Here is a 21,978-nt window from a genome sequence, read left to right on the forward strand (position 1 = left end):
GGTTGCTTAAGTGACAACAGGCTTAAGAAAAATCTACTTAAGCCTGCTATCTTATCATTTTTCCATGCACCAACGCGCTACTTAGGCATTAGGATCATCGGGATCAATGCGCGGATCATAGAGCGGATGATTAGGGTCTAGGCGTGGATCATAGGCGGGCGAATGCGGATCGTAGCGTGGCTCAAGCTTGCTAGCGTTTTGCTCTGCAACGTTACTAAAACGAGGATCGTCTTCTAAAGCTTCTGCCGCCTGACGGTTTGGATCAAAGCGTGGGTCATCATGCGTCAGCACACCGGCAGCCTTATCGGCAGCGTAGTTTTCAGCGGCCTTGACCTCATCTACAAAATCCTGGAGTGCATAGATTAGCTGCTCTGTACCTTCACCGCTTAAGGCAGAAATGGTAAATACCGGACCTTCCCAGCCGATGTGTTGACACAGTGCTTGTTTGAATTGCTCGGCATCTTCAACCATATCGGCTTTATTTAACACTAACCAGCGTGGTTTGTGATACAGCGCCTCATCATAGAGCTTTAATTCAGCAGCAATCGCCTCAATATCAGCCGCCACTTTGGCCACCGGATCAATATCGGGGTCCATCGTGTAAATATCGACAATATGCAGTAATACTCGTGTTCTGGCTAAATGACGGAGGAATAAATGACCTAAGCCAGCACCCTCAGAAGCGCCCTCAATTAAGCCTGGAATATCGGCAATGACAAAGCTACGAGAGGCGGAGGTACGCACCATACCGAGATTAGGATACAGTGTGGTAAAGGGATAATCAGCGATCTTGGGCTTGGCATTCGAGGCTTTGGCAATAAAAGAGGATTTACCAGCATTAGGTAAACCGAGTAAGCCCACATCCGCTAAGACCTTAAGCTCCATCCGTAAGTGCTTATGCTCGCCCGGCTTACCGTAGGTGAACTGCCGTGGTGCACGATTAGTGCTCGATTTAAAGTGTAAGTTACCCAAACCGCCGGCACCGCCTTGCGCTAGCGTGACTTTCTCGCCATGCCGATCCAAGTCAAATAGCTGCTCACCGGTTTCTGCATCATAAATTACGGTGCCCACGGGTACCTTTAAAATAATATCATCGGCACCGGCGCCGTATTGATCCGAGCCACGACCGTTTTCACCGTTTTTGGCACGGTGCAAACGGGCATAGCGGTAATCGATTAGGGTATTAAGATTGCGATCCGCCAAGGCAAAAATGCTGCCGCCGCGGCCGCCATCGCCCCCATCTGGCCCGCCTTTGGGGATAAACTTTTCGCGTCTAAAACTGGCTGAGCCATTACCACCTTTACCGGCAATGACTTCAATCGTAACTTCATCTACAAATTTCATCGTAATGATTGTGGTGTAATTATAAAAAATAGCTGCTGCTTATAGTGTAGCGTATTGCAGTGCTTGTGTTGATAGGCTGGAGGCGTTATGCACGGTGTGATGTTAATCACAATAAAAAACGCCGCTTACGTTAAAAGTAAACGGCGTTATCACTGTGTAAAAGCTGTGTAAAGCTAAGGCTAGTTGAGCTTAAAACTACTCAGCAGCGATGACTTGTACAGTTGGCTTTTTCAAAGCGCCTTTGCTAGTGAACTGAACCTGTCCATCCACTAAGGCATAGAGCGTGTGGTCCTTGCCCATACCTACGCCGTCACCTGCATGAAAGCGAGTACCGCGTTGACGAACAATAATAGAACCAGCCGGAACTGTTTGACCACCGAATACTTTAACACCTAGGCGTTTCGCCTGTGAGTCGCGGCCGTTTCGCGTACTACCGCCACCTTTTTTGGTTGCCATGATTTACTCCTGTAAAAAAAGCGAATAAGCTAATTAAGCATTAACCGCTGAGATTTCGATCTCGGTGAAATTTTGACGATGCCCTTGAGTCTTTCTGTAGTGCTTACGACGACGCATCTTGAAAATTTTAACTTTATCGTGACGACCGTGCGCAAGAACTTTAGCTGTAACAGTAGCACCCTCAACTAAAGGAGAACCCACTTTGAGTGATTCACCTTCGCCAACGGATAGTACCTGGTCTAAAGAGATTTCTTGCCCGATGTCTGCAGGTATCTGTTCTACCTTAAGTTTTTGGCCGGGGCTCACGCGATACTGCTTGCCGCCGGTTTTTATGACCGCATACATTGTGACTTAACCTCAAAATAAATTGATTAATAAACTGATAGTCTTAGCTCTATGCCTAATGTCAGTACATCGAGGCTCTGTAGAATCACTGGATCTACCAGAAAAGTTTGAGCTAAGCTGCAAATTTTCCCATAAAACCACTTATCTGTCAATGATTTAGCAGGATTTTGTGCTTTTTTGTGGTGTTTGACGTACGCTTTGTCGCTTACTATGTAAAAAACGGCGCTCCCTTAAGCAAGGGGCGCCGCCGTGGATGTTGCGCAAACATATTTGCTTGCTTAGGTGCGGTACTCCGCATTAATTTTTACATAATCGTAGGAGAAGTCGCAGGTATAGACCGTTTCGCTGGCTTCACCGCGATTTAAGGCTACCCGTACGACGATCTCAGGCTCTCGCATCACACGATCACCATCTGCCTCAACATAGTCCGGATGGCGCCCGCCATTGCTGGCTACCAACACATCGCCCAACCATAAATTGATCGTGGAGGTGTCTAAATCAGCAATATCGGCATAGCCAATGGCCGCCAGGATTCGACCTAAATTCGGGTCACTGGCAAAAAAAGCGGTTTTGACCAAGGGGGATTGTGCGATGGAGTAAGCCACTTTTAAGGCTTCCTCCTGGTCTTTGGCGGACTCGACCTGAACCGTAATAAACTTGGTCGCACCCTCGGCATCACGCACAATTTTTTGGGCCAGATCGATGGCAATCTCGGTTAAGGCCTCAACAAAACGTTGATAATGCTCACTTTCTTTGGTGATCTCAATACCACTTTGTCCCGTTGCCGCAATAATAAAGGAGTCATTGGTGGAGGTATCACCATCAATGGTGATGCGGTTAAACGACTTATCCGTCACCTCGGTGGTGATTTGCTTTAATAAATGACACTCAACCTCGGCATCCGTGCCAATAAAGGACAGCATGGTTGCCATATTTGGGCGAATCATCCCTGCGCCCTTGGAAATACCAGTAACGGTGACGATACGACCGTTAATTTCAAGTTGCTTGGAGCTGATCTTAGGGACCGTGTCGGTGGTCATAATACTGGAAGCGGCCGGTAGCCAGTTGTGCTTATTCAGATCGGACACGGCGGCTGGGATAGCGGCGATGATCTTGTCCTGAGGTAGTGGCTCTAAAATCACACCGGTGGAGAATGGCAATATCTGGTGCTGATCAAGACCCAGCTCTTTGGCTAAGGCTTGGCATGTTTGCAAGGCACGATCCATACCCTCACTACCGGTGCCGGCATTTGCGTTGCCCGTATTAATCAGTAGAGCACGAATTTCTTTATCGCAGCGTAGACGTGATTCGCAAATCAGTACCGGTGCCGCACGAAAGCGATTGCGTGTAAACACACCAGCAACCGTGGTGCCCGGAGTGAATTTAAAAACGGTTAAGTCGCGTTTACCAGCTTTTTTGATACCCGCAGATGCAATACCAATCTCAACACCTGGTACTGCATGGATAGCTTCTGGACTGGGGATATGAAAATTAACAGCCATTTAACTTCCCATAAAACTCACAACAAATTTCGGTTCACCCGAAGTAGGTGCCCCTGAATCCATTCATTGTAACTTAGTTTAATCCTCCACTTTTATGGTGGAGGATTTTGAGTAAAAAAATCTAGGGTTTTTACTAGGAGGGCTGCTTGTTAAGCGAGCTTTTGGAAACTGGCGCGAGCGGCTTGTAGCGTTTCTTCGATGACCTCGTCATTATGCGCGGCGGAGATAAAGCCTGCCTCAAAACCTGAGGGAGCAAGGTGTACGCCGTGCGCTAGCATATGGTGGAAGAACTGATTAAAGGCATCCTGATCGCTGGCGGATACTTCGGCAAAGTTGGTCGGCACCTTTTCCGTAAAGTAGAGGCCAAACATGCCGCCTGCAAAATCTGCACTAAAGGTGACGCCAGCCTTTTTCGCTTCCTCGACTAAGCCAGTGATCATCTTTTCCATTTGCGCAGTCAGTTGCTCATAGAAGCCGTCACGCGTGATGATTTCGAGTGTTTTTAAACCAGCGGCAACTGAGACTGGGTTACCGGATAGGGTGCCTGCTTGGTACACTGCGCCGAGTGGTGCAATGTGCTCCATAATATCCGCACGACCACCAAAGGCACCCACTGGCATCCCGCCGCCGATGACCTTACCTAGGGTAATAAGATCGGGCATAATCCCAGTAATACCCTGTACTCCTCTAGGACCGGCACGGAAACCAGTCATGACCTCATCAAAGATAAGTAGGGCGCCGTACTCATCACATAAACTACGCAAGCCCTCTAAAAAGCCGGCCTTAGCTTTGATTAAATTCATATTGCCAGCATAGGGTTCTACAATAATGCAAGCAATATCCTCTGGATGGGCTTCAAAAGCGGCACGTACCGAGTCTAAATTATTAAACTCTAGCACTAAGGTGTGTTTAACAAACTCCTCCGGTACGCCGGCAGAAGAGGGGTTGCCGAAGGTCAGTAGGCCAGAGCCAGCTTTTACCAATAAACTATCGGAGTGACCGTGATAGCAGCCCTCGAATTTAATGATCTTGTTGCGATTGGTCGCACCGCGAGCTAAACGAATCGCACTCATGGTGGCTTCCGTGCCGGAACTGACTAAGCGAACTTTTTCCACTGGGGCAAGCAACTGGGTGATCTTTTCAGCCAGTAAAATTTCAGCTTCGGTGGGAGCGCCATAGGATAGACCACGTGCCGCCGCTTCTTGTACCGCTTCAACCACCTCGGGGTGAGCGTGCCCCACAATGGCTGGACCCCATGAGCCTAAATAATCGATAAAGCGATTACCCTCGGCATCCCACATATAAGCGCCCTCAGCTTTGGCAATAAAGCGCGGGGTGCCGCCAACGGATTTAAATGCACGCACAGGTGAGTTAACGCCGCCAGGAATAGTTAAGCAGGCGCGGTCAAATAAAGCTTGATTTGTTGTCATGAAGATGCCTATTAAATAGTTTACATTTAAAATAAATTACTAAGGTAGCGTGCCGTTGCTTCAATCTCATCGCTCTCAAATAATCCGCTGATGACGGCGATGCTATCTGCGCCAGCCTCAACCACAGAGCGTGCATTATGGCAGTCAATGCCGCCGATACCGACCAGTGCCGGGCGCTCGGTGGCCCCTAGTTGATGCGCTTGCATCACGGCTTTGGCTGCCGCAAATAAGTCCAACGACGCAACCACTGCCTCGGGCTTGACCGAGGAGGGGAAGAGCGCACCAAAGGCTAAGTAGTCAACCTGATCCTTAATCGCTTGCTGCGCTAAATTAATATCATTGTAACAACTTACGCCGATGAATAAGCTTTGTCCCTGTGCTTGGCACGCTTTACGTAGCGCCTCGACGGAGCCGTCGTCACGACCGATATGTACCCCATCGGCACGACAGTCTAGGGCCAGTTGCACTGAGTCATTGACAAAAAATTGGCATTGATATTGGTGACAAATCGCTTTGGCCTCTAACGCTAGCGCCAAGGAGTCGGCATAGCTGAGCTTTTTTTGGCGCCATTGTAAAACCCGCATGCCACCGCGGCAGGCAGCCTCAATGGCGTGCAGCAGTTTGGCGTGATCCTGCCACTCAGGCGTAATCCCGTAAAGACCGTTTGCAAAGCGTTTAGTTACTTGTGTCATCGCTTAATCCAGTGGAAAATTCCTCTCAACATATGCCGTTCCAGTCAACAGTTTAGAATGTTAACAGTACAATTAGAACATAGCGTCTTTATCTTAATAAATTTTTGCTGGTTTTAAATGAGAACTTGGATGTGTTTGATTTGTGGCTGGGTCTACGATGAAGCGACAGGCGCCCCTGATGAGGGGCTTGCACCCGGTACCCGTTGGGAGGATATCCCCGATGATTGGATCTGTCCCGAATGCGCAGCGCGCAAGGTGGATTTTGAGATGGTGGAGGTTTAAATGGGAAGCTTTGATAAGCAACACTCATCAAGCGACGAGCGCAATGTTGAGCATTTTACCGACTTAAGTGGTCAGTTTTTATTAGCCATGCCAGGTGTGGATTCCGATTTATTTAACGGCACGGTGATTTATTTATTTGAGCATTCGCCCGAGGGTGCGGGTGGGGTGATTGTTAATCGTGCCACCGATATTGAGTTAAGTGATTTAGTCGAGCGTTTCGAGTTGGAAGCGCCGGCCGATTATGTCAATAAAACCATTTTTTTTGGTGGCCCGGTGCAGCCGATGCGTGGCTTTGTATTACATCCACCGCTGAAAACTGCTGACGATGATGGTACGACCAACCACAAGGATGAGCTTTTGCAAATCAGTAATTCCTCCGATATGTTGCAGGATTATTTACTTGGCAAGGGCCCCGAGGATGTGTTTATTTGCTTTGGTTATGCCGGTTGGGATGAGGGTCAGTTAGAGCGCGAGTTAAGAGAAAATGTCTGGTTAACTGTGCCGGCAGACCATGATCTGATTTTTAAGCGACCACCCTACGATTGTTATCAGGCTGCCTTAGCCAGTTTGGGCATTGATATTAGTCATTTGTCGACACAAGCGGGCCATGCCTAAGTGATGAAGCAAGAAATACGTTTTTTAGCCTTTGATTTTGGCTTAAAAAAAATTGGTGTGGCGATTGGTGATTCATTGATACGGCAGGCGCGACCGCTTGCCATTATTAAGTCGGAAGTGAAGCAGCAACGCTTTGCGCAAATTGAGGCCTTGCTCAGTGAGTGGGAGCCCGATCAGCTAGTGGTGGGTTTGCCACTCACCTTGGCGGGCGAGGAGCAGGAGGCCTCGGCGCGGGCGCGGCGTTTTGCTAATCAATTACATGGTCGTTATGGCTTGCCGGTGGTCTTGGTTGAGGAGCAGTACTCCAGCATGGAAGCGCAAGATCTCATTCGCCAATATCAGCAGTTTGATGCCAAGTCAGCACGTCGTTTTGCAACTGAGGATGATGCAGTGGCGGCTGCAGTTATCTTACAACGACATTTAGATGTCCTCGCCTCTTAAGTGATAAAATAGCGGGCTAACTAGATCATTTAAACTCAGGAATAATCATGCAAAATGGATCCCCTAAGCAGCCGAAGCAGCGTAGCTTGGATGAGCTACCTAAGGCCGAGGAGCTATATCAGCGCTTAAAACAAGGTGTTGCTGAGTTAATCGCTGCACACCCGGCCGATGAGGTGCATTTGGTCGGTATTTATTCAGGTGGTGCGTGGTTAGCTCAGCGCCTTAAGCAGGATTTGGCGATTACGACGGACAATGCCTTAATTAATACCAGCCTCTACCGCGACGATTTTCGTAGGATTGGATTGCACACGCAAAAGCTACCCAGTTCGGTGCCTTTTGATGTGACGAATAAGCATCTGATTTTGGTGGATGATATTTTATATACCGGTCGTAGTGTTCGCGCCGCAATGAATGAGCTGTTTGATATTGGGCGTCCGGCCACCATTGCCTTGGCGGTGTTAATTGATCGGGGTGGGCGGGAGCTACCGGTACAGCCCGATGTGGTAGGTGAGGTATTTACTTTACCTAAGACACAGCGCTTTGTATTGTCGCAGGATGAAGAGCATGTATTTGATATTGCTTTAAAAGAGGTTGAACATGACTAACCCGCAATTAAATAAGCATGGTGAATTAGTGCATCTGCTCAGCACCGAGGGCTTACCGCATGATGTGATTACCCATATTCTTGATACCGCAGAGACCTTTGTGCCCCTGGCTGAGCGTGAGGTTAAAAAAGTCCCCATATTACGTGGTAAAAGCGTTTTTAATCTGTTTTTCGAAAACTCAACCCGTACCCGTACCACCTTTGAAATTGCTGCTAAGCGTTTATCCGCCGACGTTTATAATTTAAATATTAACGTCTCCTCCACCGCCAAGGGCGAGACCTTATTAGATACAATTGCCAATTTGACCGCCATGCAAGCGGATATTTTTGTTGTGCGGCACCAAGCCAGTGGCGCACCTTATCTGATTGCGCAGCATGTGGCACCGCATATTCATGTGGTCAATGCAGGTGATGGTAGGCATGCGCATCCGACGCAGGCCTTATTGGATATGTATACCATTCGTCATTTCAAAAAGGACTTCAGTAATTTGACGGTGGCAATTGTGGGGGATGTGCTGCATTCGCGGGTTGCTCGCTCTAATATCCACGCCTTAACCACGCTCGGGGTGCCGGAAATTCGTGTGATTGGTCCGCAGACCTTGATTCCTGGTGATTTATCACCGATGGGGGTGCGGATTTATCATGATATGGATGAGGGCTTACGTGATGTGGATGTGGTGATCATGTTACGCATTCAAAATGAGCGTATGAGCGGTGCCTTTTTACCTTCATCGCATGAGTATTTTAAAAATTACGGTTTGACCATGGAGAAATTAGCGCTAGCCAAGGACGATGCGATTGTGATGCACCCTGGGCCAATGAACCGCGGGGTCGAAATTGCCACCGATGTGGCTGATTCGCCGCAGGCCGTGATTTTAGATCAAGTGACCTTTGGTATTGCTGTACGGATGGCAGTGATGAGTATTGTTGCAGGAGCTTCTGAATAATGAATATTCTAATTAAAAACGGTCGCTTACTGGATCCTAAAAATAAATTAGATGCGGTGCATGATATTGCCATTGCGGGTCAGCGTATTGTCGCCATTGATCCGGTGGATTTTGAGGCAGAGCGCGTAATTGATGCGAGTGGCTTGGTGGTGATTCCGGGCTTAGTGGATTTATCCGTGCGTTTGCGTGAACCCGGTTATGAGCATCGCGATACCTTGGAAAATGAGTTAATGGCCGCCTTATCCGGTGGCGTGACTCGTCTGGTCTTACCGCCGGATACCGATCCAACCTTGGATGAACCGGGCTTGGTCGAGATGCTAAAGCATCGTGCCCGCTCATTAAATCAAACCTATGTGTACCCCTTGGGTGCGATGACGGTAGGGTTAAATGGTGAACGCATCACCGAAATGGCCGAATTGACTCGTGCCGGTTGTGTGGCTTTTTCACAAGCGAATCGTCCCTTGCCGGAACTGGGTACACTGAAGCAATGTATGCAATATGCCAAGAGCTTTGATTACAGTTTATGGTTAAGGCCGCACGAACGCAGTCTTAGCGCTAACGGGGTGGCCGCTAGTGGTGAAGTGGCTTCGCGTCTCGGTTTAGCTGGTATTCCAGTGCAGAGCGAGACCATTGCCTTACATGCGCTCTTTGAATTGCAGCGTAGTATTGGCGTGCGTTTACACCTATGTCGTCTGTCCAGTGCTCAAGGCATTGAGTTGGTGCGTCAAGCCAAGGCTGAGGGTCTGCCGGTGACGTGTGATGTTTCCATCAATCATGTGCATTTGAGCGATGTAGATATTGGTTATTTTGACAGTAATTACCGCTTGGATCCGCCCTTACGCAGTCAACGAGACCGTGATGCCATTACGCGTGGCTTGATGGACGGCACCATTGATGCGATTTGTTCGGATCATATTCCGCTAGATGACGAGGATAAATTAGTCCCCTTTGCCGAGGCGGTTCCCGGCGCTTCCGGTGTGGAATTACTGTTTTCTCTGGTCTATAAATGGGCTCAAGAAAATGAGGTGCCGTTATTGGAGGCGCTGACCAAGGTCACTTGCGGACCGGTCTCTATTCTACAGCAAGCGGCGCCGGCCTTTTCTGCTTGCGGTCAGCTCTCGGTGGGCTCACCGGCTGATTTGGCTTTAGTGGATTTAGAGGCGTACTGGACGGTGAATCGCGACAACCTACTGAGTCAAAGTGTGCATACGCCATTTATTAATTACCAAGTACCAGGTCGCGTCAAGCTGACCGTTGTGAGCGGTTGCGTGATGTGGGAGGAAGGCAAGTGATTCTAATTCGAGTGCTGCGCTTTTTAATTCGATTAGTGTTACTTGTGTTGCTACTGGTGATCGGCCTTTTTTTTACCGGTTTGGTCTTCCCCTTGCTAAAGCAGTCTCAGCGCGAAGCGATTATTAAGGCTTGGTCCAAGCTCTTAATTTTGGTCTTGGGGGTTAAGGTCAGGATTGAGGGGGCGCCATTGCAGCAAACGGCGGTGATGTTGGTGGCAAATCACGTGTCCTGGATTGATATTTTTATTCTCAATAGCTGTCGCACCACCGCCTTTGTCGCTAAGCAAGAAATTAAGCAGTGGCCGATTGTTGGTCGCTTAGTGGCACAAGCGGGCACGATTTTTGTGGATCGCAGCAGTCGCTCCGCGATGCGCGAGGTGAATCAGCAGTTGGCTAGTCGCTATGCGCAGGGTATGTGTACGGGTCTATTCCCCGAGGGTACGACCTCTGACGGTTTAAGTGTTAAAAGCTTTTTTGGTGGTTTATTGGACGCACCACTAAAGGCACAGGTGCCGTTACAGCCGGTGGCGATTTTGTTGTACTTTAAGGGCGAGCGTAGTGGCTATCCATCTTTTATTGGTGATGAGACCTTAGTGCACAATATCTGGGTTTTATTGAGTAATTTTGGTATTTCGGTGACGGTACGCTATTTACAACCCCTAAGTGGCGCGGGGATGAATCGGGTCGAAGCGGCACAGCGTTGCTATGAACTGATTAAAACAGAGGTGGAGCGCGATGTGGTAGATGGCACACATTAGCCACTGTGGACGTTTAGCTTTTTATCGACCAAATTTTTGAACCTAGCTTATCAACGGTACCCTCGGTATAGGGGATTTGGATCACTTTTCTATCGTTTAAGCGAATGGCCGTGAGCCGCCCACCCCAAACACAGCCTGTATCTAGGGCCAATAGATGCGGGCGAATTAATAAGCCGAGCGTAGACCAATGACCAAAGATAATCGTGGTGTCGGTCGTTTGGCGCTGGTCCAATTCAAACCATGGCAGTACCTTGACACCGTGATGAAGTGGGTACAATTGCGGTGCCCCTTTATAGGAAAAGTCCATGGCACCATCTAAAAAGCACATGCGCATACGGGTAAAGGCATTGATCACGACCCGTTGACGCTTACTGCCTTTTAAGGAGTCGTCCCACTGATTAGGCTCGTTGCCAAACACCTGTGCGAGCTTTTGCTGCCATTTATCCGAGCGTAAGACCTTGGTGCTGACCTCCTCTGCGAGTTCCAAGGCCTTTGCCGTTGTCCACGGCTTCATCACGCCGGCATGCACCATCAGGTGGCCATAGGCATAATGGGCGAGCGGACGGGTGCGTAGCCATTCGATATAATCGTTACGGTTTTTGGACTTTAAAATCTCGCCGATGGTATCGCTATGATGCTCACGCCTAAAGCCGGCAGCCACGGCTAAACAATGAATATCGTGATTGCCAAGTATGGTAATCGCACGGTCGCCCAAGTCCATAATGCATTTGAGCGTTTTTAAGGAGTCCTTGCCGCGATTAATAATGTCTCCAGCAAACCAGAGCTTACAGTTTGGATCGTTTCTAATTTCCGGATGATTTAATAAGCTCTCCAGTTGTTGATAGCAACCCTGTACATCGCCAATTGCCCAGATATTAGGCATTGCTGAGGCTGGATTTAAGTCCAGCAGCGAATTGGCAGTGGTGCTTGTTTCAATAGCAGATTGTGCAGTCGATTTTTTGGTAGCTTTTTTAGGCATGAGTCTTGCGCTTAGGGCGATTCTTTCTTTCAATTAAATACAAGGCTAGGCTCGCAATGACGAGGGCGATGGTATTAGGCGCAAGTGCCGTTAACCAGGGTGGTAAGTTATTCAGCATACCAAGGTTAAGCGCCAATTGGTTGATCATAAAAAAGACGACCCCAATTAAGATACCACCAAAGACCTTAAGTCCGGCGCCACCCTTGCGTGTTTGCATAAAACTGATGGGAGCGGCCAAGGTAATCATCACCAAAAGGGTAAAGGGATAGACCCCCTTACGCCATAAGGCGACCACTTGTCGATTAGACTGTAGATGATTATCCTCTAAATATTGAATATAGTCTAATAAGCCCATAATCGACATGCGATCGGGCTGTAGCTCACTGGCTAATAAACGCGCTTGGGTCAAGCTGGTGCTAATCGTATAGCTGTCTAGCATCGTTTGTGTGCTTAAGGGTGTCAGCGGCGCAGCCGGATCCATTAAGGCAGTTTCTAAATCAAAATCCGTGCGGATCAGCTTGGCCTGCGTTAATTGTAATTCCTGATGTTGGAATAGGCCGCGCTGGGCATGAATTAACTCCTTGAACTTGCCCTCGGCATCAAAGTTATAAATGCGGATATTTTCTACTTCGCGCTCGGAGCTGATGCGGGAGATATTAATCACTCGCAGGGCGCCGTTATCAGTTGGTTCTCTAAACCAATAACCACTATTCATACGCGCTCCGCTGCTTTTACCGAGTAGCTGGAGGTTTAGTTGACCCGTTTTGGACTCGGCATAAGGCGTCACGCCCTCTGACAGTAGCAGGGCAAACACCATAATCGGGATAGTCCCCATCCATAACATGCCGAGCAGACGACGGCTACTAATGCCGGAAACACGCAGCACCACCAGCTCATTGCGTTGCGCCAAACCGGCTAAGGCAATGATTGCACCGATAAGGAGCGCAATGGGGAGCAGATCATAGAGCCGTGTTGGTATCTGCATGAGCTGTAGCAATAGCAGGGAGCCGAAGGTAAAACGCTCATTAAGATTGTCGAGGTTTTCGATCATGTCGAAAAACATGAATAAACCCACCAAGACAAGCGTGACTGCAATGGTGCTACGGTAGATTTCGCTGGCAATGTATCGACGCGCTGTTTTCATAAAAGCTTTAAAGGGTCAAAAGGCCATTTTAGCCGATTCGTATCATGACTGTGGCGCTTGTATGGCCAGACGTAGTTCACGCAATACTTGAGTTGCGTCGACTTCTAAGCCATGCCAGATCCTAAAGCTCTCCATGCCTTGCGCAACTAGCATACCAAGACCGTCTAATACATGCTTGGCACCTAAGCGCTTACTTTGCTCCAGAAAAGCGGTGCTGCCGCTAGGGCGATAAACCATATCATAGGCCAGCGCATTGTCCGCAAAAATGGTCGCAGGAATAGCCAAGGGCGCATCCTCTAAGCTACTGGCACTGGCATTGATCACAATATCCCATTGCCCAGGGATGTCATCTAAAGCGCTGGCACTAATGGCTGTGTCGTTCTTATCCAAGGCTTGCGCTTGTTCGGCCAAGGTCTGCGCCTTGCTGGCCGTGCGATTCGCAATATGTAAGGCGACACAGCCCGCCGTTAGCAAAGGTAAGAGGGCGCCACGGGCGGCCCCGCCAGCACCTATTAAGAGGATTCTTTTGCCCTGAATGGTGTGACCATGGCTTTGAATATCATTGACTAAGCCGATGCCATCGGTGTTGTCACCGTGGATTTCACCCTCTTCAGTCCACAAGGTATTAACCGCCTGCGCCGCCTTGGCGCGCTCGCTTAAGTGATTTTTAGCGAGTTCAAAGGCCTCCAGCTTAAATGGAATGGTGATATTCAAGCCGCGACCGCCGTCGGCAAAAAACTGCTGCACCGTTGTCACAAAATCCTCTGGCTTTACCTCTACCTTGTCGTAGCGGAGTTGCAAGCCACAGTGTGACGCGGCAATGGCGTGGAGGGTGGGTGAGAGACTTTGCGCAATGGGGTAACCGTAGACGGCACAACGTACTGTTTCTGCCGCTCGTTCAGGGTCAATCTCGCTTGCAGTCACGCCATTCAAGGTGTCGCCATCAAGGGCCTCATCAAGGGCGTCGTCGAAGAGCTCCTCATCCTCATCTGTCGCCGCATCATCTATCTCAGGGGCGGCGATAAACTCAAGAAAATGAGCGTTGGCTTTAAGTTTAAGCAAATTGATGCCATCAATCTTAATCTTTACCAAGGTGCCGCGCTCATACGCCGGCATATCACTGACCGTCAGGCTGAGGGGCGCATTGATGAGACGCACCACATCATCGCGTAGCACCTTTGCCTCGGCTTCGGTGATGCCTTGTTGCTGTAACCAACGCAAGCTCCAAAAGCGCTCCATGCTGTCTTGGAAATGGCGCCATTGCTGAATCAAAGTGTCGAATTGCGTCATTATCTTTAGTAAATCGAGATCCTTAGGTTTATAAGGAGCGACCAAGGGCGCTGACACACCATGGTTAATGGCGCTGATTAATTGTTGTTGATTTAAGAGGTCCACATAGCGTCGTAGCGGTGAGGTCATCCAAGCATATTGTGGTACCCTCATGCTTTGATGTGCTACGGGGTGTGAGCTTAGTTTAGCGCGACCAAATTGCTGGGTACGGAAAATGCCTGGGACCTTTAAGCGACTCAACATCCCGGACCAAACCACATTGGTGAAAATCATCATTTCACCTATCATCAGATCCAGAGGATTATCGCGGCGGCGAGGTATTAACTGTACCTTAGCGTTCTGATCTCGCCAGTCGCCTGCTAGCTCAACGCTAAACTCAATACCTTGGTGCTTTTCAGGGTAGCCGCGTAGCTCGTCACGCTTGGCGCTAAGGTGCTGGCTTAAGCGCCACAAGGGGCGGAGTAAAAAAGCATAGGGCATGTCCACCGATTCATCAGCCAGATTTTCTCGGCTGAGGAGCGTCTCATCAAATTGTGATAGGCGTAGGTTTTCCTTGATGTAGATACTTTCTACCTTGCTCTCCTCACTAATAATGTCGCCAGTGCTAAGATCTGCCACCACATAAAGGGAAATACAAGGCTTAATTGCACCCGCATTCAGCGAAAAGGCATCCACCAAGGCCGCACTTTGCATGGTGATTTTTTTGCCCGGCAAATAGATGGTGGACATGCGTTTACGGGCGGCTAGGTCTAGCTCGGAATCCTTACTTACCGCAAGTGCAGGGGCGGCAATATGCACCCCGAATTGATAGGTGTCATCGGCAATCTGTTTAATCGAAAAAGCATCATCAATTTCCGTGGTTGAGTCATTGTCAATGGAATAGGCCTCCACCTCGGCGATGGGTAGTTCAGGCAAACTCGGTATCGCAAGCTCCGGCGCCTCATAACCTTTGGGCAGAAATTTTTCGCAAAAGCTAGCCAAGGTAATTGCCAGTTCGTCTTGATAAACCCCGAGTTTGAGTAGCATTTCCTTAATACCTAAACCGCTTCGTGAAAGCGCGGATTCAAAGGCTTTCCAGGCCATGGTGTTTTTATTCGGATGGCTTAGGAAGGTGTTTAGGTCCTCACGCATGGCGTCAGGGATTTCGAAATTAACTAAGCTTTCAACCCATTGTGCTTGCAATTCCTCCTGTAAGCGCTTTTTCTCAATGGCCGCTAGTGCCGCTTCAAGAATGTCTGGCGGCGCAGCTTTATACAGCCCTTTGCCCCGGCGATGAAAATAAACCGGCGAGCCGTGTAGGCGCACTAAAAGCGCTAGTTTTTCAATAATGCTTGGTTCATGACCGTAGTAATCCTCGGCCAAATCCTCCGCCCTAAAGTCCTCTGGCGGCGCAAATTCCCATAAAAAAGCGGGATCCATCTCTGCGGCTAGATTTTCTGCGGTAGGAATGAGCTCGCTTAAGGTGCAAGGGGCTTTATCAAATTCGAAAATGACATGACTGCGTTTTAGTTTGCTGCGTTTACCGGTGCTTAATTCAATCTGATAATTGGCTTCGGTTTCGGAAAGAATGCGGGCAACTTTGAACTGGCCACTTTCCTCAAAAATAACATTCATGCTGATTTCACTCGGTGATAGGGCAAAGGGTGCTGAAAAAGGGTTGGGGTCTAGGCTAAGCAGGCAAAGGCAAATATATCTTGTATATAGTCGCTAAAGCAGCTGAAACTATGATCGATGCCGGGTACCACGATTTGCTTGGCACCGGCATAGCGTTTGCTCATTTCCTGCCAATCCAACACCTCATCACGGTCACCCGCTAATAAAAAATAGCGCTCGGGCTTGATTTGCGCCCGGAATAAGGGCCTTAATTCACATAAATCCTTGAGGGTAAATTGAAAGGGCCGGTCATCATGGAAATAGCGTAGCTGACCTAATTGGGTTGATAAATCACGGGTGGCGTAAATTGCTGGATTAATCAAAATAGCGCGACAGTCGTGTTGCTCCGCTAAATAGGTCGCATAATACCCGCCTAAAGACGAACCGATAATGGTTAAGGGCTGCTGGCCATCGTGCTGCTCGGCAATCAAGGCTTCGCAAAGGCGTATGGCTGCTGCCGGTGAGGAGGGTAATTGCGGCATAAAAAACTGTGCCGATAAGCCTCGCTCTGCCATGGCCTGAGCCATAAGCTGCGCTTTGGTGGACTGTGGCGAAGAACGAAATCCGTGTAGGTATAAAATCATCGTCTTAACTATATTTTTGCTTTAGCTTGCTAATAAGTTTGTCGTGAAAGCCACCAAAGCCGCCATTACTCATCACCAAAATATGATCGCCGGGTTGTGCCGCTGCGGCTACGGCTTGCACTAATTGCTCTAAATCATGATGGACCTCGGTGGGTTGTGACATAGTGGCAAAAACACGCTCTGCATCCCAGTGAATGCTGTGTTTACCCTGGGTTTCGTTATAGCAAAAGAGCAAATCGGCTTCTTGTAGTGATGCTGGTAGGCGCGCTGACATGGTGCCTAATTTCATCGTATTGGAGCGTGGCTCAAGCACCGCAATAATGCGTGCATCACCGACTTGCTTGCGTAAACCCGCTAGGGTCGTACTAATCGCTGTTGGATGATGTGCAAAATCATCGTAAACGGCAATGTTTTGAACGGTCGCTCGTAATTCCATGCGCCGTTTAATACCTTCAAAATGGCTCAAAGCCTCACAAGCAAGCGTTGGGGCGACGCCGATATGCTCGGCCGCACTAATTGCCGCCAGCGCATTTTGTACATTATGTAAACCGATCAATGACCACTCAATGGTGGCAATCACTTCTGCGCCATGGAGCACTTCAAACTGACTGCCTGAGGCCTCAATGAGGCGGACATTCCACGTGGTTTTAGGGTCACTGGCATGGTCATGCTTATGCGCCAGACCGCTGCCCAAGCTGCATTGCTCGCTCCAGCAGCCCATCGCCAACACCTCCTGCAGCGCCTGATCGGCCGCAGGATAAATGACACGTCCCTGCTGGGGAATGATGCGCACTAAATGATGGAACTGCTTTTGAATGGCGGCCAGATTTTCAAAAATATCGGCATGATCAAATTCTAAGTTATTCAGTACCGCCGTGCGTGGACGGTAGTGCACGAACTTAGAGCGTTTGTCGAAGAAAGCGGTGTCATACTCATCCGCTTCAATGACAAAGTAGCGTTGTGCTGCATCAAAGCGTGCAGAGATACCAAAGTTTTGGGCAATACCGCCAATCAAGAAATTCGGCGCTAAACCGGCGTATTGTAAAATCCACGCCAACATGGAGGAGGTGGTGGTTTTGCCATGCGTACCGGCAATCGCTAAGACATGCTGTTGGCGCAAGATCTGCTCACCCAACCACTGCGGTCCTGAGGTGTAGGGCAGCCCCTCGTTAAGAATGGCCTCCATCAAGGGGTTACCTCGGCTAACAACATTGCCGATAATAAATAAATCGGGCTTTAATGCCAGTTGCTCGGCACCGTAGCCCTCAATCAGCTCAATCCCTTGCTCTTCAAGCTGTGTACTCATGGGCGGATAGACCGCCATATCACAACCGGTCACTCGATGGCCAGCAGCACGCGCAATGAGTGCTAGTCCGCCCATAAACGTACCACAAATACCTAAAATATGAATGTGCATAAAAAATCTCTCCTGCGGACTAGTATTTTAAGCTTTTTAAACAGTCTGCCGCTTTATTCCTTCGGGAATGGCTAAAATCATCCATTATGTACCAATTTTTTTGTAGCCCCATGATAATTTTAAAAAGAGGCTTTGCAAGCAAAAAAAGTCGCTTCTTAACTAGGCTCAAGGGCCTTGTGGCTAAGCTTGTTTCCTTATCCGTGATGGCAGCTTCGGCACTGGTGATGACGGTAGCGCTGGGTTTGCCGTCGAGCCCGGTTCAGGCGACGCCCTTAAAGCTGCAACCATTCACAGCTGCCGAGGTGGACAGAGAGAGCTTAGCGCATCTACTCAATACACCCTTAATGAATCTTGCGGGTGAAGCCATCCGTATTAGCGATTATCAAGATAGGGTGATCGTGCTTAATTTTTGGGCGAGTTGGTGCCCACCTTGTGTTGAAGAAATGCCGGATTTAGCAGCGATCCATCAGGCGCATGAGTCTGTGCAGGTGATTGCTTATGGGGTGGATACGGAGGCAAATATCCGTCGCTTTGTTGATAAGCTAGCGCTGGATTTGCCGATTGTGATTGGTGAGCCGACGGCTATTCGTTTGATGCGTCAACTGGGTAATCCCTCAGGTGGTCTGCCATTTACCTTGATCTTTGCGCCTGGTGCTGAGCTGAAGTATAAGATCATTGGTCAGGTGAATGCCGAGGAGTTGCGTAGTAAATTAGCCGAGATGACGAGGTAATGGCTTGGCTGCATGCGTTGAATTCTTCAGAAATGGTAGAATTTAATAGACAAAAGCAGTCATTTAACGTTAAATTAACGATTGTCAAAATTTATTAACGGCGTTATGCGTATTTTAATCATTAACGGTCCTAACCTAAATATGTTAGGCTTGCGTGAGCCTGAGGTTTACGGTGCGCAGACACTCGCAGATATTGAGTCTGAGTTGCAGCATTTAGCAGCCGAGCTAGGGCTTACTGTGGAGTGCCTACAGAGTAATTTCGAGGGCGAGCTTGTGAGCCGTATTCAGCAGGCACGAGGACAGTTTGACGGCATCATTATTAACGCCGCTGCGTATACCCATACAAGTATTGCAATACGTGATGCGCTGGCAGCAGCCGAGGTGCCATTTATAGAGGTTCATTTATCAAATGTGCATGCGCGGGAGCCTTTTAGACACCACTCCTATCTTGCCGATAAGGCAGTTGGTGTGCTGTGTGGTTTAGGCTCATTTGTGTATGAGGCGGCATTACGGTATTTTGCACAAACAACAAAAAATTAAAATCAAGGATTACGGGATAACCTTATGGATCTTAGAAAACTAAAAACGCTTATTGACCTGGTGGCTGAATCAGAGATTTCAGAGCTTGAAATTACTGAGGGTGATGGTAAGGTCAAGATTGTCAAATCAAAACCTCAAGCTGAGGTAAACACGGTCTATTCACCTATGGCCATGCCGCAGATGTACCAAGCGCCGGCCGTAGCACCGCAAGCACCGGTTGCAGCGCCTGCTGAGGCAGAGGCAGCCGCTGCTGCGCCAGCACAGGAAGATGGTTATGTTGTTAAAGCACCGATGGTCGGTACCTTTTATCGCTCCCCAAGCCCTAACGCTGCGCCTTTTGTGGATGTGGGCAAGCCGGTGAAAGAGGGTGATACCTTGTGTATTGTAGAAGCGATGAAGCTATTAAACGAGATCGAGGCAGATGTCAGCGGTGTGGTCAAAAAGATCCTCGTTGAAAATGGTGAGCCGGTGGAATTCGGTCAGCCTTTATTCATCATTGGCTAAGTGATAAATCGCCAATCGCCAATCGTTTAATCAAGGTTTAAAAGTATTCTATGTTTGAAAAAGTGCTCATTGCCAACCGTGGTGAGATTGCGCTGAGAATTCAGCGAGCTTGTCGTGAGTTGGGTATCAAAACAGTGGTCGTGCATTCGGAAGCCGACCGTGAAGCGAAATACGTCCGTTTAGCCGATGAATCCGTCTGTATCGGACCAGCGCCGGCCCAAGAAAGCTATCTGCATATGCCGGCCATTATTGCTGCGGCTGAAGTGACTGATGCCGAGGCGATTCACCCAGGTTATGGTTTCTTGGCGGAAAATGCGGATTTTGCGCAGCGTGTTGAAAGAAGCGGTTTTGTTTTTATCGGTCCGCGCCCTGAGTCCATTTTAACGATGGGTGATAAGGTCAGCGCCAAAAAAGCGATGATCGAAGCCGGTGTGCCAGTGGTACCTGGTTCGGACGGTGCCTTAGGTGAGGATCCGGACGAGATTTTAGAGACCGCACGTCGGGTTGGATTGCCAGTGATTATTAAGGCTGCCGGTGGTGGTGGCGGTCGCGGTATGCGCGTGGTGCACCATGAGTCCGAATTGATTAATGCGGTACAAATGACTCGGGCTGAGGCAAGAGTGGCTTTTGGTAATCCTGAAGTCTATATGGAAAAGTACCTTGAAAAACCACGCCATATCGAGATTCAGGTGCTTGCCGACGGTGAGGGTAAAGCGGTTTGGTTAGGTGAGCGTGACTGCTCTTTACAGCGTCGTCACCAGAAAATCATTGAGGAAGCACCTGCGCCTGGCATTGAGCGTGAATTAATCCGCAAAATTGCCGAGCGTTGTGCCGAGGCTTGCCGTCAAATGCGTTATCGCGGTGCCGGTACCTTTGAGTTCCTATATGAAAACGGCGAGTTTTACTTTATTGAGATGAACACGCGGATTCAGGTAGAGCACACCATTACCGAGTGCATTACCGGTATCGATTTGGTGCAGGAGCAGATTAAAATTGCGGCGGGTGAGCCGTTTACCCTAACCCAGGATGATATTCAGCTCAAAGGTCACGCCATTGAGTGTCGCATTAACGCTGAGGATCCTTATACCTTTATGCCCTCACCTGGTTTGGTGAGCAAGTGGCATACCCCTGGTGGGATGGGTGTGCGTATGGATTCTCACGTCTTCTCGGGCTATCGTGTGCCGCCGCATTATGACTCCATGATTGGTAAAATCATTACCTATGGTCAGGATCGTAAGCAGGCCATTGCACGTATGGAGATTGCCTTATCTGAGATGATTGTTGAGGGCATTAGCACTAATATTCCTTTGCATCAGGAGTTATTGCATGACCCTGGCTTTATCCAAGGGGGCATGGATATTCACTATTTAGAGAAAAAGCTGGCTGCGCGTAGTAAAAAATCCGCTTAGTCATCTTGTGGGTGAGTAGTTGATGAGATACCTTCGGGTAGTGAAGCCGGGCTTAGACTCGGCTTCTTGGTTTGTAGATCGTATTTGAGAGGCGCAGCATGCGGGAATTAGTCATTCATTGTAATCAGGATATCGCAGAGGAAATTTCCGATTTTTTGATGGATCAGGGGGCGCTATCGGTATCCGTTGAGGATGCGGATCGTGATACTGAGGAGGAGCAACCGCTCTACGGTGAGCCCGGGATGGAGCTCTTAAACTATGCATGGCAGCGCAATCATGTAATTGCCTTATTGGACGATGAGACGGCCACTGAGGTTTTATTACTGTCAATGGCGGTGGCCTTTGGCGAGGATGAGTATGAGGTAGCCAGCATTACCGAGGTTGAGGATAAAGACTGGGTACGTTTAACACAAACGCAGTTTGATCCGATGAAGCTTGGTGAGCGTATTTGGATTGTGCCGAGCTGGCATATGACGAGCCATGATGTGCTGCAAATTCGCCAAAATACTGATAACTTAGTGATTCAACTCGATCCTGGGATGGCTTTTGGTACCGGCTCGCATGCGACCACGCGCTTATGTGCGGAGTGGTTGGAGCAGCACCCACTCGCCGGCAAATCGGTGCTCGACTATGGTTGCGGCTCTGGCATTTTATCGATTATTGCCGCTAAGTTACATGCTGCCGAGGTGGTCGGGATTGATATTGATGCCCAGTCCGTGGATACCGCACGTCATAATGCCTTAATCAATGAAAGTCAGATTTATTACGGCTTGCCAGATGAGTTGCCGGAGGGTCGCTTTGATGTGGTGGTCGCCAATATTCTTGCTAATCCGCTGAAAGCCTTAGCTCCCTTACTAGCAAATCGTGTTAAGGCAGGCGGCTCCTTAGTGCTTTCCGGTATTCTTGAGGGGCAGTATGAAGAGATGATTGATTACTATCGAGCCTGGGTGCATTTGGACGTATGGCATGCGGATGAGGGTTGGGTATGTCTGCACGGCAAGGTCGAGGCCTAAACAGCA

The 21,978-nt window shown here is 49.0% G+C and carries 23 protein-coding genes; 12 read left to right on the forward strand and 11 right to left on the reverse strand.

The window, feature by feature from the left end; genetic code table 11:
* Positions 1 to 81 precede the first annotated feature (81 nt).
* From obgE to thiE, 6 genes are all read right to left on the reverse strand, one after another.
* Positions 82 to 1,344, reverse strand: a complete 1,263-nt coding sequence (gene obgE, locus HMPREF3179_RS11440; RefSeq protein ID WP_036558158.1) for a GTPase ObgE — start codon at positions 1,342 to 1,344, stop codon at positions 82 to 84.
* A 195-nt stretch (positions 1,345 to 1,539) separates the two neighbouring features.
* Positions 1,540 to 1,800: a 50S ribosomal protein L27 gene (rpmA, locus tag HMPREF3179_RS11445; RefSeq protein ID WP_018025575.1), complete on the reverse strand. Its 261-nt coding sequence runs from the start codon at positions 1,798 to 1,800 to the stop codon at positions 1,540 to 1,542.
* 33 nt (positions 1,801 to 1,833) lie between these two features.
* Positions 1,834 to 2,145, reverse strand: coding sequence for a 50S ribosomal protein L21 (rplU, locus tag HMPREF3179_RS11450; RefSeq protein WP_018025576.1), 312 nt, complete (start codon positions 2,143 to 2,145; stop codon positions 1,834 to 1,836).
* A 278-nt stretch (positions 2,146 to 2,423) separates the two neighbouring features.
* Entirely contained in the window at positions 2,424 to 3,647 is a 1,224-nt protein-coding gene (gene argJ / locus HMPREF3179_RS11455) for a bifunctional glutamate N-acetyltransferase/amino-acid acetyltransferase ArgJ (RefSeq protein ID WP_070471324.1), read from the reverse strand.
* A 149-nt stretch (positions 3,648 to 3,796) separates the two neighbouring features.
* A complete protein-coding gene (gene hemL / locus HMPREF3179_RS11460) occupies positions 3,797 to 5,077 on the reverse strand; it encodes a glutamate-1-semialdehyde 2,1-aminomutase (protein ID WP_036558163.1) in 1,281 nt (426 codons plus the stop codon).
* A gap of 26 nt (positions 5,078 to 5,103) precedes the next feature.
* Complete coding sequence (gene thiE, locus HMPREF3179_RS11465; protein ID WP_018025579.1) at positions 5,104 to 5,769, reverse strand: thiamine phosphate synthase; 666 nt, start codon at positions 5,767 to 5,769, stop codon at positions 5,104 to 5,106.
* 117 nt (positions 5,770 to 5,886) lie between these two features.
* Here thiE and HMPREF3179_RS11470 point away from each other — a divergent pair, with 117 nt between their 5' ends.
* From HMPREF3179_RS11470 to HMPREF3179_RS11500, 7 genes are read left to right on the forward strand one after another with little or no spacing between them, the layout of a single operon-like run.
* The gene (locus tag HMPREF3179_RS11470; protein WP_026156731.1) at positions 5,887 to 6,051 is read left to right on the forward strand and encodes a rubredoxin; all 165 of its coding nucleotides are present in this window, start codon (positions 5,887 to 5,889) and stop codon (positions 6,049 to 6,051) included.
* Positions 6,052 to 6,666, forward strand: coding sequence for a YqgE/AlgH family protein (locus tag HMPREF3179_RS11475; protein WP_070471326.1), 615 nt, complete (start codon positions 6,052 to 6,054; stop codon positions 6,664 to 6,666). It begins immediately after the preceding gene.
* 3 nt (positions 6,667 to 6,669) lie between these two features.
* Complete coding sequence (gene ruvX / locus HMPREF3179_RS11480) at positions 6,670 to 7,107, forward strand: Holliday junction resolvase RuvX (protein ID WP_070471328.1); 438 nt, start codon at positions 6,670 to 6,672, stop codon at positions 7,105 to 7,107.
* A gap of 47 nt (positions 7,108 to 7,154) precedes the next feature.
* Complete coding sequence (gene pyrR / locus HMPREF3179_RS11485; protein WP_018025583.1) at positions 7,155 to 7,712, forward strand: bifunctional pyr operon transcriptional regulator/uracil phosphoribosyltransferase PyrR; 558 nt, start codon at positions 7,155 to 7,157, stop codon at positions 7,710 to 7,712.
* Entirely contained in the window at positions 7,705 to 8,658 is a 954-nt protein-coding gene (locus tag HMPREF3179_RS11490) for an aspartate carbamoyltransferase catalytic subunit (protein WP_018025584.1), read from the forward strand. Before pyrR ends, HMPREF3179_RS11490 begins: the two co-directional genes overlap by 8 nt.
* Positions 8,658 to 9,950: a dihydroorotase gene (locus tag HMPREF3179_RS11495; RefSeq protein WP_018025585.1), complete on the forward strand. Its 1,293-nt coding sequence runs from the start codon at positions 8,658 to 8,660 to the stop codon at positions 9,948 to 9,950. Before HMPREF3179_RS11490 ends, HMPREF3179_RS11495 begins: the two co-directional genes overlap by 1 nt.
* Positions 9,947 to 10,708: a lysophospholipid acyltransferase family protein gene (locus HMPREF3179_RS11500; protein WP_083290764.1), complete on the forward strand. Its 762-nt coding sequence runs from the start codon at positions 9,947 to 9,949 to the stop codon at positions 10,706 to 10,708. The genes HMPREF3179_RS11495 and HMPREF3179_RS11500 overlap by 4 nt, the downstream gene beginning before the upstream one ends.
* A gap of 13 nt (positions 10,709 to 10,721) precedes the next feature.
* On the opposite strand, the gene HMPREF3179_RS11505 is transcribed toward HMPREF3179_RS11500, so the two are convergent.
* From HMPREF3179_RS11505 to mpl, 5 genes are read right to left on the reverse strand one after another with little or no spacing between them, the layout of a single operon-like run.
* Positions 10,722 to 11,687, reverse strand: a complete 966-nt coding sequence (locus HMPREF3179_RS11505; protein ID WP_244912561.1) for a symmetrical bis(5'-nucleosyl)-tetraphosphatase — start codon at positions 11,685 to 11,687, stop codon at positions 10,722 to 10,724.
* Positions 11,680 to 12,831, reverse strand: coding sequence for an LPS export ABC transporter permease LptG (lptG, locus tag HMPREF3179_RS11510; protein WP_070471329.1), 1,152 nt, complete (start codon positions 12,829 to 12,831; stop codon positions 11,680 to 11,682). The genes HMPREF3179_RS11505 and lptG overlap by 8 nt, the downstream gene beginning before the upstream one ends.
* Positions 12,832 to 12,873: 42 nt before the next feature.
* Positions 12,874 to 15,735 (reverse strand): shikimate dehydrogenase, encoded by a 2,862-nt coding sequence (gene aroE, locus HMPREF3179_RS11515; RefSeq protein WP_070471331.1) that lies wholly within the window; start codon positions 15,733 to 15,735, stop codon positions 12,874 to 12,876.
* A gap of 50 nt (positions 15,736 to 15,785) precedes the next feature.
* Positions 15,786 to 16,358 (reverse strand): YqiA/YcfP family alpha/beta fold hydrolase, encoded by a 573-nt coding sequence (locus HMPREF3179_RS11520; protein ID WP_070471335.1) that lies wholly within the window; start codon positions 16,356 to 16,358, stop codon positions 15,786 to 15,788.
* Positions 16,359 to 16,362: 4 nt separating this feature from the next.
* Positions 16,363 to 17,775 carry a UDP-N-acetylmuramate:L-alanyl-gamma-D-glutamyl-meso-diaminopimelate ligase gene (mpl, locus tag HMPREF3179_RS11525; protein ID WP_070471338.1) on the reverse strand — a complete coding sequence of 471 codons (1,413 nt, stop codon included), beginning with the start codon at positions 17,773 to 17,775 and terminating at the stop codon, positions 16,363 to 16,365.
* A gap of 176 nt (positions 17,776 to 17,951) precedes the next feature.
* Between mpl and HMPREF3179_RS11530 the strand changes: the two genes are divergently transcribed.
* The 5 genes from HMPREF3179_RS11530 (at position 17,952) to prmA (ending at position 21,972) form a co-directional block, all read left to right on the forward strand.
* Positions 17,952 to 18,506 carry a TlpA family protein disulfide reductase gene (locus HMPREF3179_RS11530; protein ID WP_231552477.1) on the forward strand — a complete coding sequence of 185 codons (555 nt, stop codon included), beginning with the start codon at positions 17,952 to 17,954 and terminating at the stop codon, positions 18,504 to 18,506.
* A 105-nt stretch (positions 18,507 to 18,611) separates the two neighbouring features.
* Positions 18,612 to 19,046 carry a type II 3-dehydroquinate dehydratase gene (aroQ, locus tag HMPREF3179_RS11535; protein ID WP_018025594.1) on the forward strand — a complete coding sequence of 145 codons (435 nt, stop codon included), beginning with the start codon at positions 18,612 to 18,614 and terminating at the stop codon, positions 19,044 to 19,046.
* A 24-nt stretch (positions 19,047 to 19,070) separates the two neighbouring features.
* Positions 19,071 to 19,550 (forward strand): acetyl-CoA carboxylase biotin carboxyl carrier protein, encoded by a 480-nt coding sequence (accB, locus tag HMPREF3179_RS11540; protein ID WP_018025595.1) that lies wholly within the window; start codon positions 19,071 to 19,073, stop codon positions 19,548 to 19,550.
* A 50-nt stretch (positions 19,551 to 19,600) separates the two neighbouring features.
* A complete protein-coding gene (accC, locus tag HMPREF3179_RS11545; RefSeq protein ID WP_018025596.1) occupies positions 19,601 to 20,959 on the forward strand; it encodes an acetyl-CoA carboxylase biotin carboxylase subunit in 1,359 nt (452 codons plus the stop codon).
* A 98-nt stretch (positions 20,960 to 21,057) separates the two neighbouring features.
* Positions 21,058 to 21,972 carry a 50S ribosomal protein L11 methyltransferase gene (gene prmA, locus HMPREF3179_RS11550; protein ID WP_036558205.1) on the forward strand — a complete coding sequence of 305 codons (915 nt, stop codon included), beginning with the start codon at positions 21,058 to 21,060 and terminating at the stop codon, positions 21,970 to 21,972.
* Positions 21,973 to 21,978: the final 6 nt, after the last annotated feature.

It is taken from the genome of Oligella sp. HMSC09E12 (assembly GCF_001808505.1).
Taxonomy (GTDB): domain Bacteria; phylum Pseudomonadota; class Gammaproteobacteria; order Burkholderiales; family Burkholderiaceae_B; genus Oligella; species Oligella urethralis.

Bases quoted from the DNA above. Each gene is read 5' to 3' on its own strand.
- lptG (WP_070471329.1), bottom strand. From the start codon at position 12,831: ATGAAAACAGCGCGTCGATACATTGCCAGCGAAATCTACCGTAGCACC.
- accB (WP_018025595.1), top strand. From the start codon at position 19,071: ATGGATCTTAGAAAACTAAAAACGCTTATTGACCTGGTGGCTGAATCA.
- rpmA (WP_018025575.1), bottom strand. From the start codon at position 1,800: ATGGCAACCAAAAAAGGTGGCGGTAGTACGCGAAACGGCCGCGACTCA.
- prmA (WP_036558205.1), top strand. From the start codon at position 21,058: ATGCGGGAATTAGTCATTCATTGTAATCAGGATATCGCAGAGGAAATT.
- aroQ (WP_018025594.1), top strand. From the start codon at position 18,612: ATGCGTATTTTAATCATTAACGGTCCTAACCTAAATATGTTAGGCTTG.
- ruvX (WP_070471328.1), top strand. From the start codon at position 6,670: ATGAAGCAAGAAATACGTTTTTTAGCCTTTGATTTTGGCTTAAAAAAA.
- hemL (WP_036558163.1), bottom strand. From the start codon at position 5,077: ATGACAACAAATCAAGCTTTATTTGACCGCGCCTGCTTAACTATTCCT.
- HMPREF3179_RS11495 (WP_018025585.1), top strand. From the start codon at position 8,658: ATGAATATTCTAATTAAAAACGGTCGCTTACTGGATCCTAAAAATAAA.
- mpl (WP_070471338.1), bottom strand. From the start codon at position 17,775: ATGCACATTCATATTTTAGGTATTTGTGGTACGTTTATGGGCGGACTA.
- HMPREF3179_RS11505 (WP_244912561.1), bottom strand. From the start codon at position 11,687: ATGCCTAAAAAAGCTACCAAAAAATCGACTGCACAATCTGCTATTGAA.
- HMPREF3179_RS11470 (WP_026156731.1), top strand. From the start codon at position 5,887: ATGAGAACTTGGATGTGTTTGATTTGTGGCTGGGTCTACGATGAAGCG.
- HMPREF3179_RS11475 (WP_070471326.1), top strand. From the start codon at position 6,052: ATGGGAAGCTTTGATAAGCAACACTCATCAAGCGACGAGCGCAATGTT.
- argJ (WP_070471324.1), bottom strand. From the start codon at position 3,647: ATGGCTGTTAATTTTCATATCCCCAGTCCAGAAGCTATCCATGCAGTA.
- aroE (WP_070471331.1), bottom strand. From the start codon at position 15,735: ATGAATGTTATTTTTGAGGAAAGTGGCCAGTTCAAAGTTGCCCGCATT.
- HMPREF3179_RS11490 (WP_018025584.1), top strand. From the start codon at position 7,705: ATGACTAACCCGCAATTAAATAAGCATGGTGAATTAGTGCATCTGCTC.
- accC (WP_018025596.1), top strand. From the start codon at position 19,601: ATGTTTGAAAAAGTGCTCATTGCCAACCGTGGTGAGATTGCGCTGAGA.
- HMPREF3179_RS11520 (WP_070471335.1), bottom strand. From the start codon at position 16,358: ATGATTTTATACCTACACGGATTTCGTTCTTCGCCACAGTCCACCAAA.
- thiE (WP_018025579.1), bottom strand. From the start codon at position 5,769: ATGACACAAGTAACTAAACGCTTTGCAAACGGTCTTTACGGGATTACG.
- rplU (WP_018025576.1), bottom strand. From the start codon at position 2,145: ATGTATGCGGTCATAAAAACCGGCGGCAAGCAGTATCGCGTGAGCCCC.
- obgE (WP_036558158.1), bottom strand. From the start codon at position 1,344: ATGAAATTTGTAGATGAAGTTACGATTGAAGTCATTGCCGGTAAAGGT.
- pyrR (WP_018025583.1), top strand. From the start codon at position 7,155: ATGCAAAATGGATCCCCTAAGCAGCCGAAGCAGCGTAGCTTGGATGAG.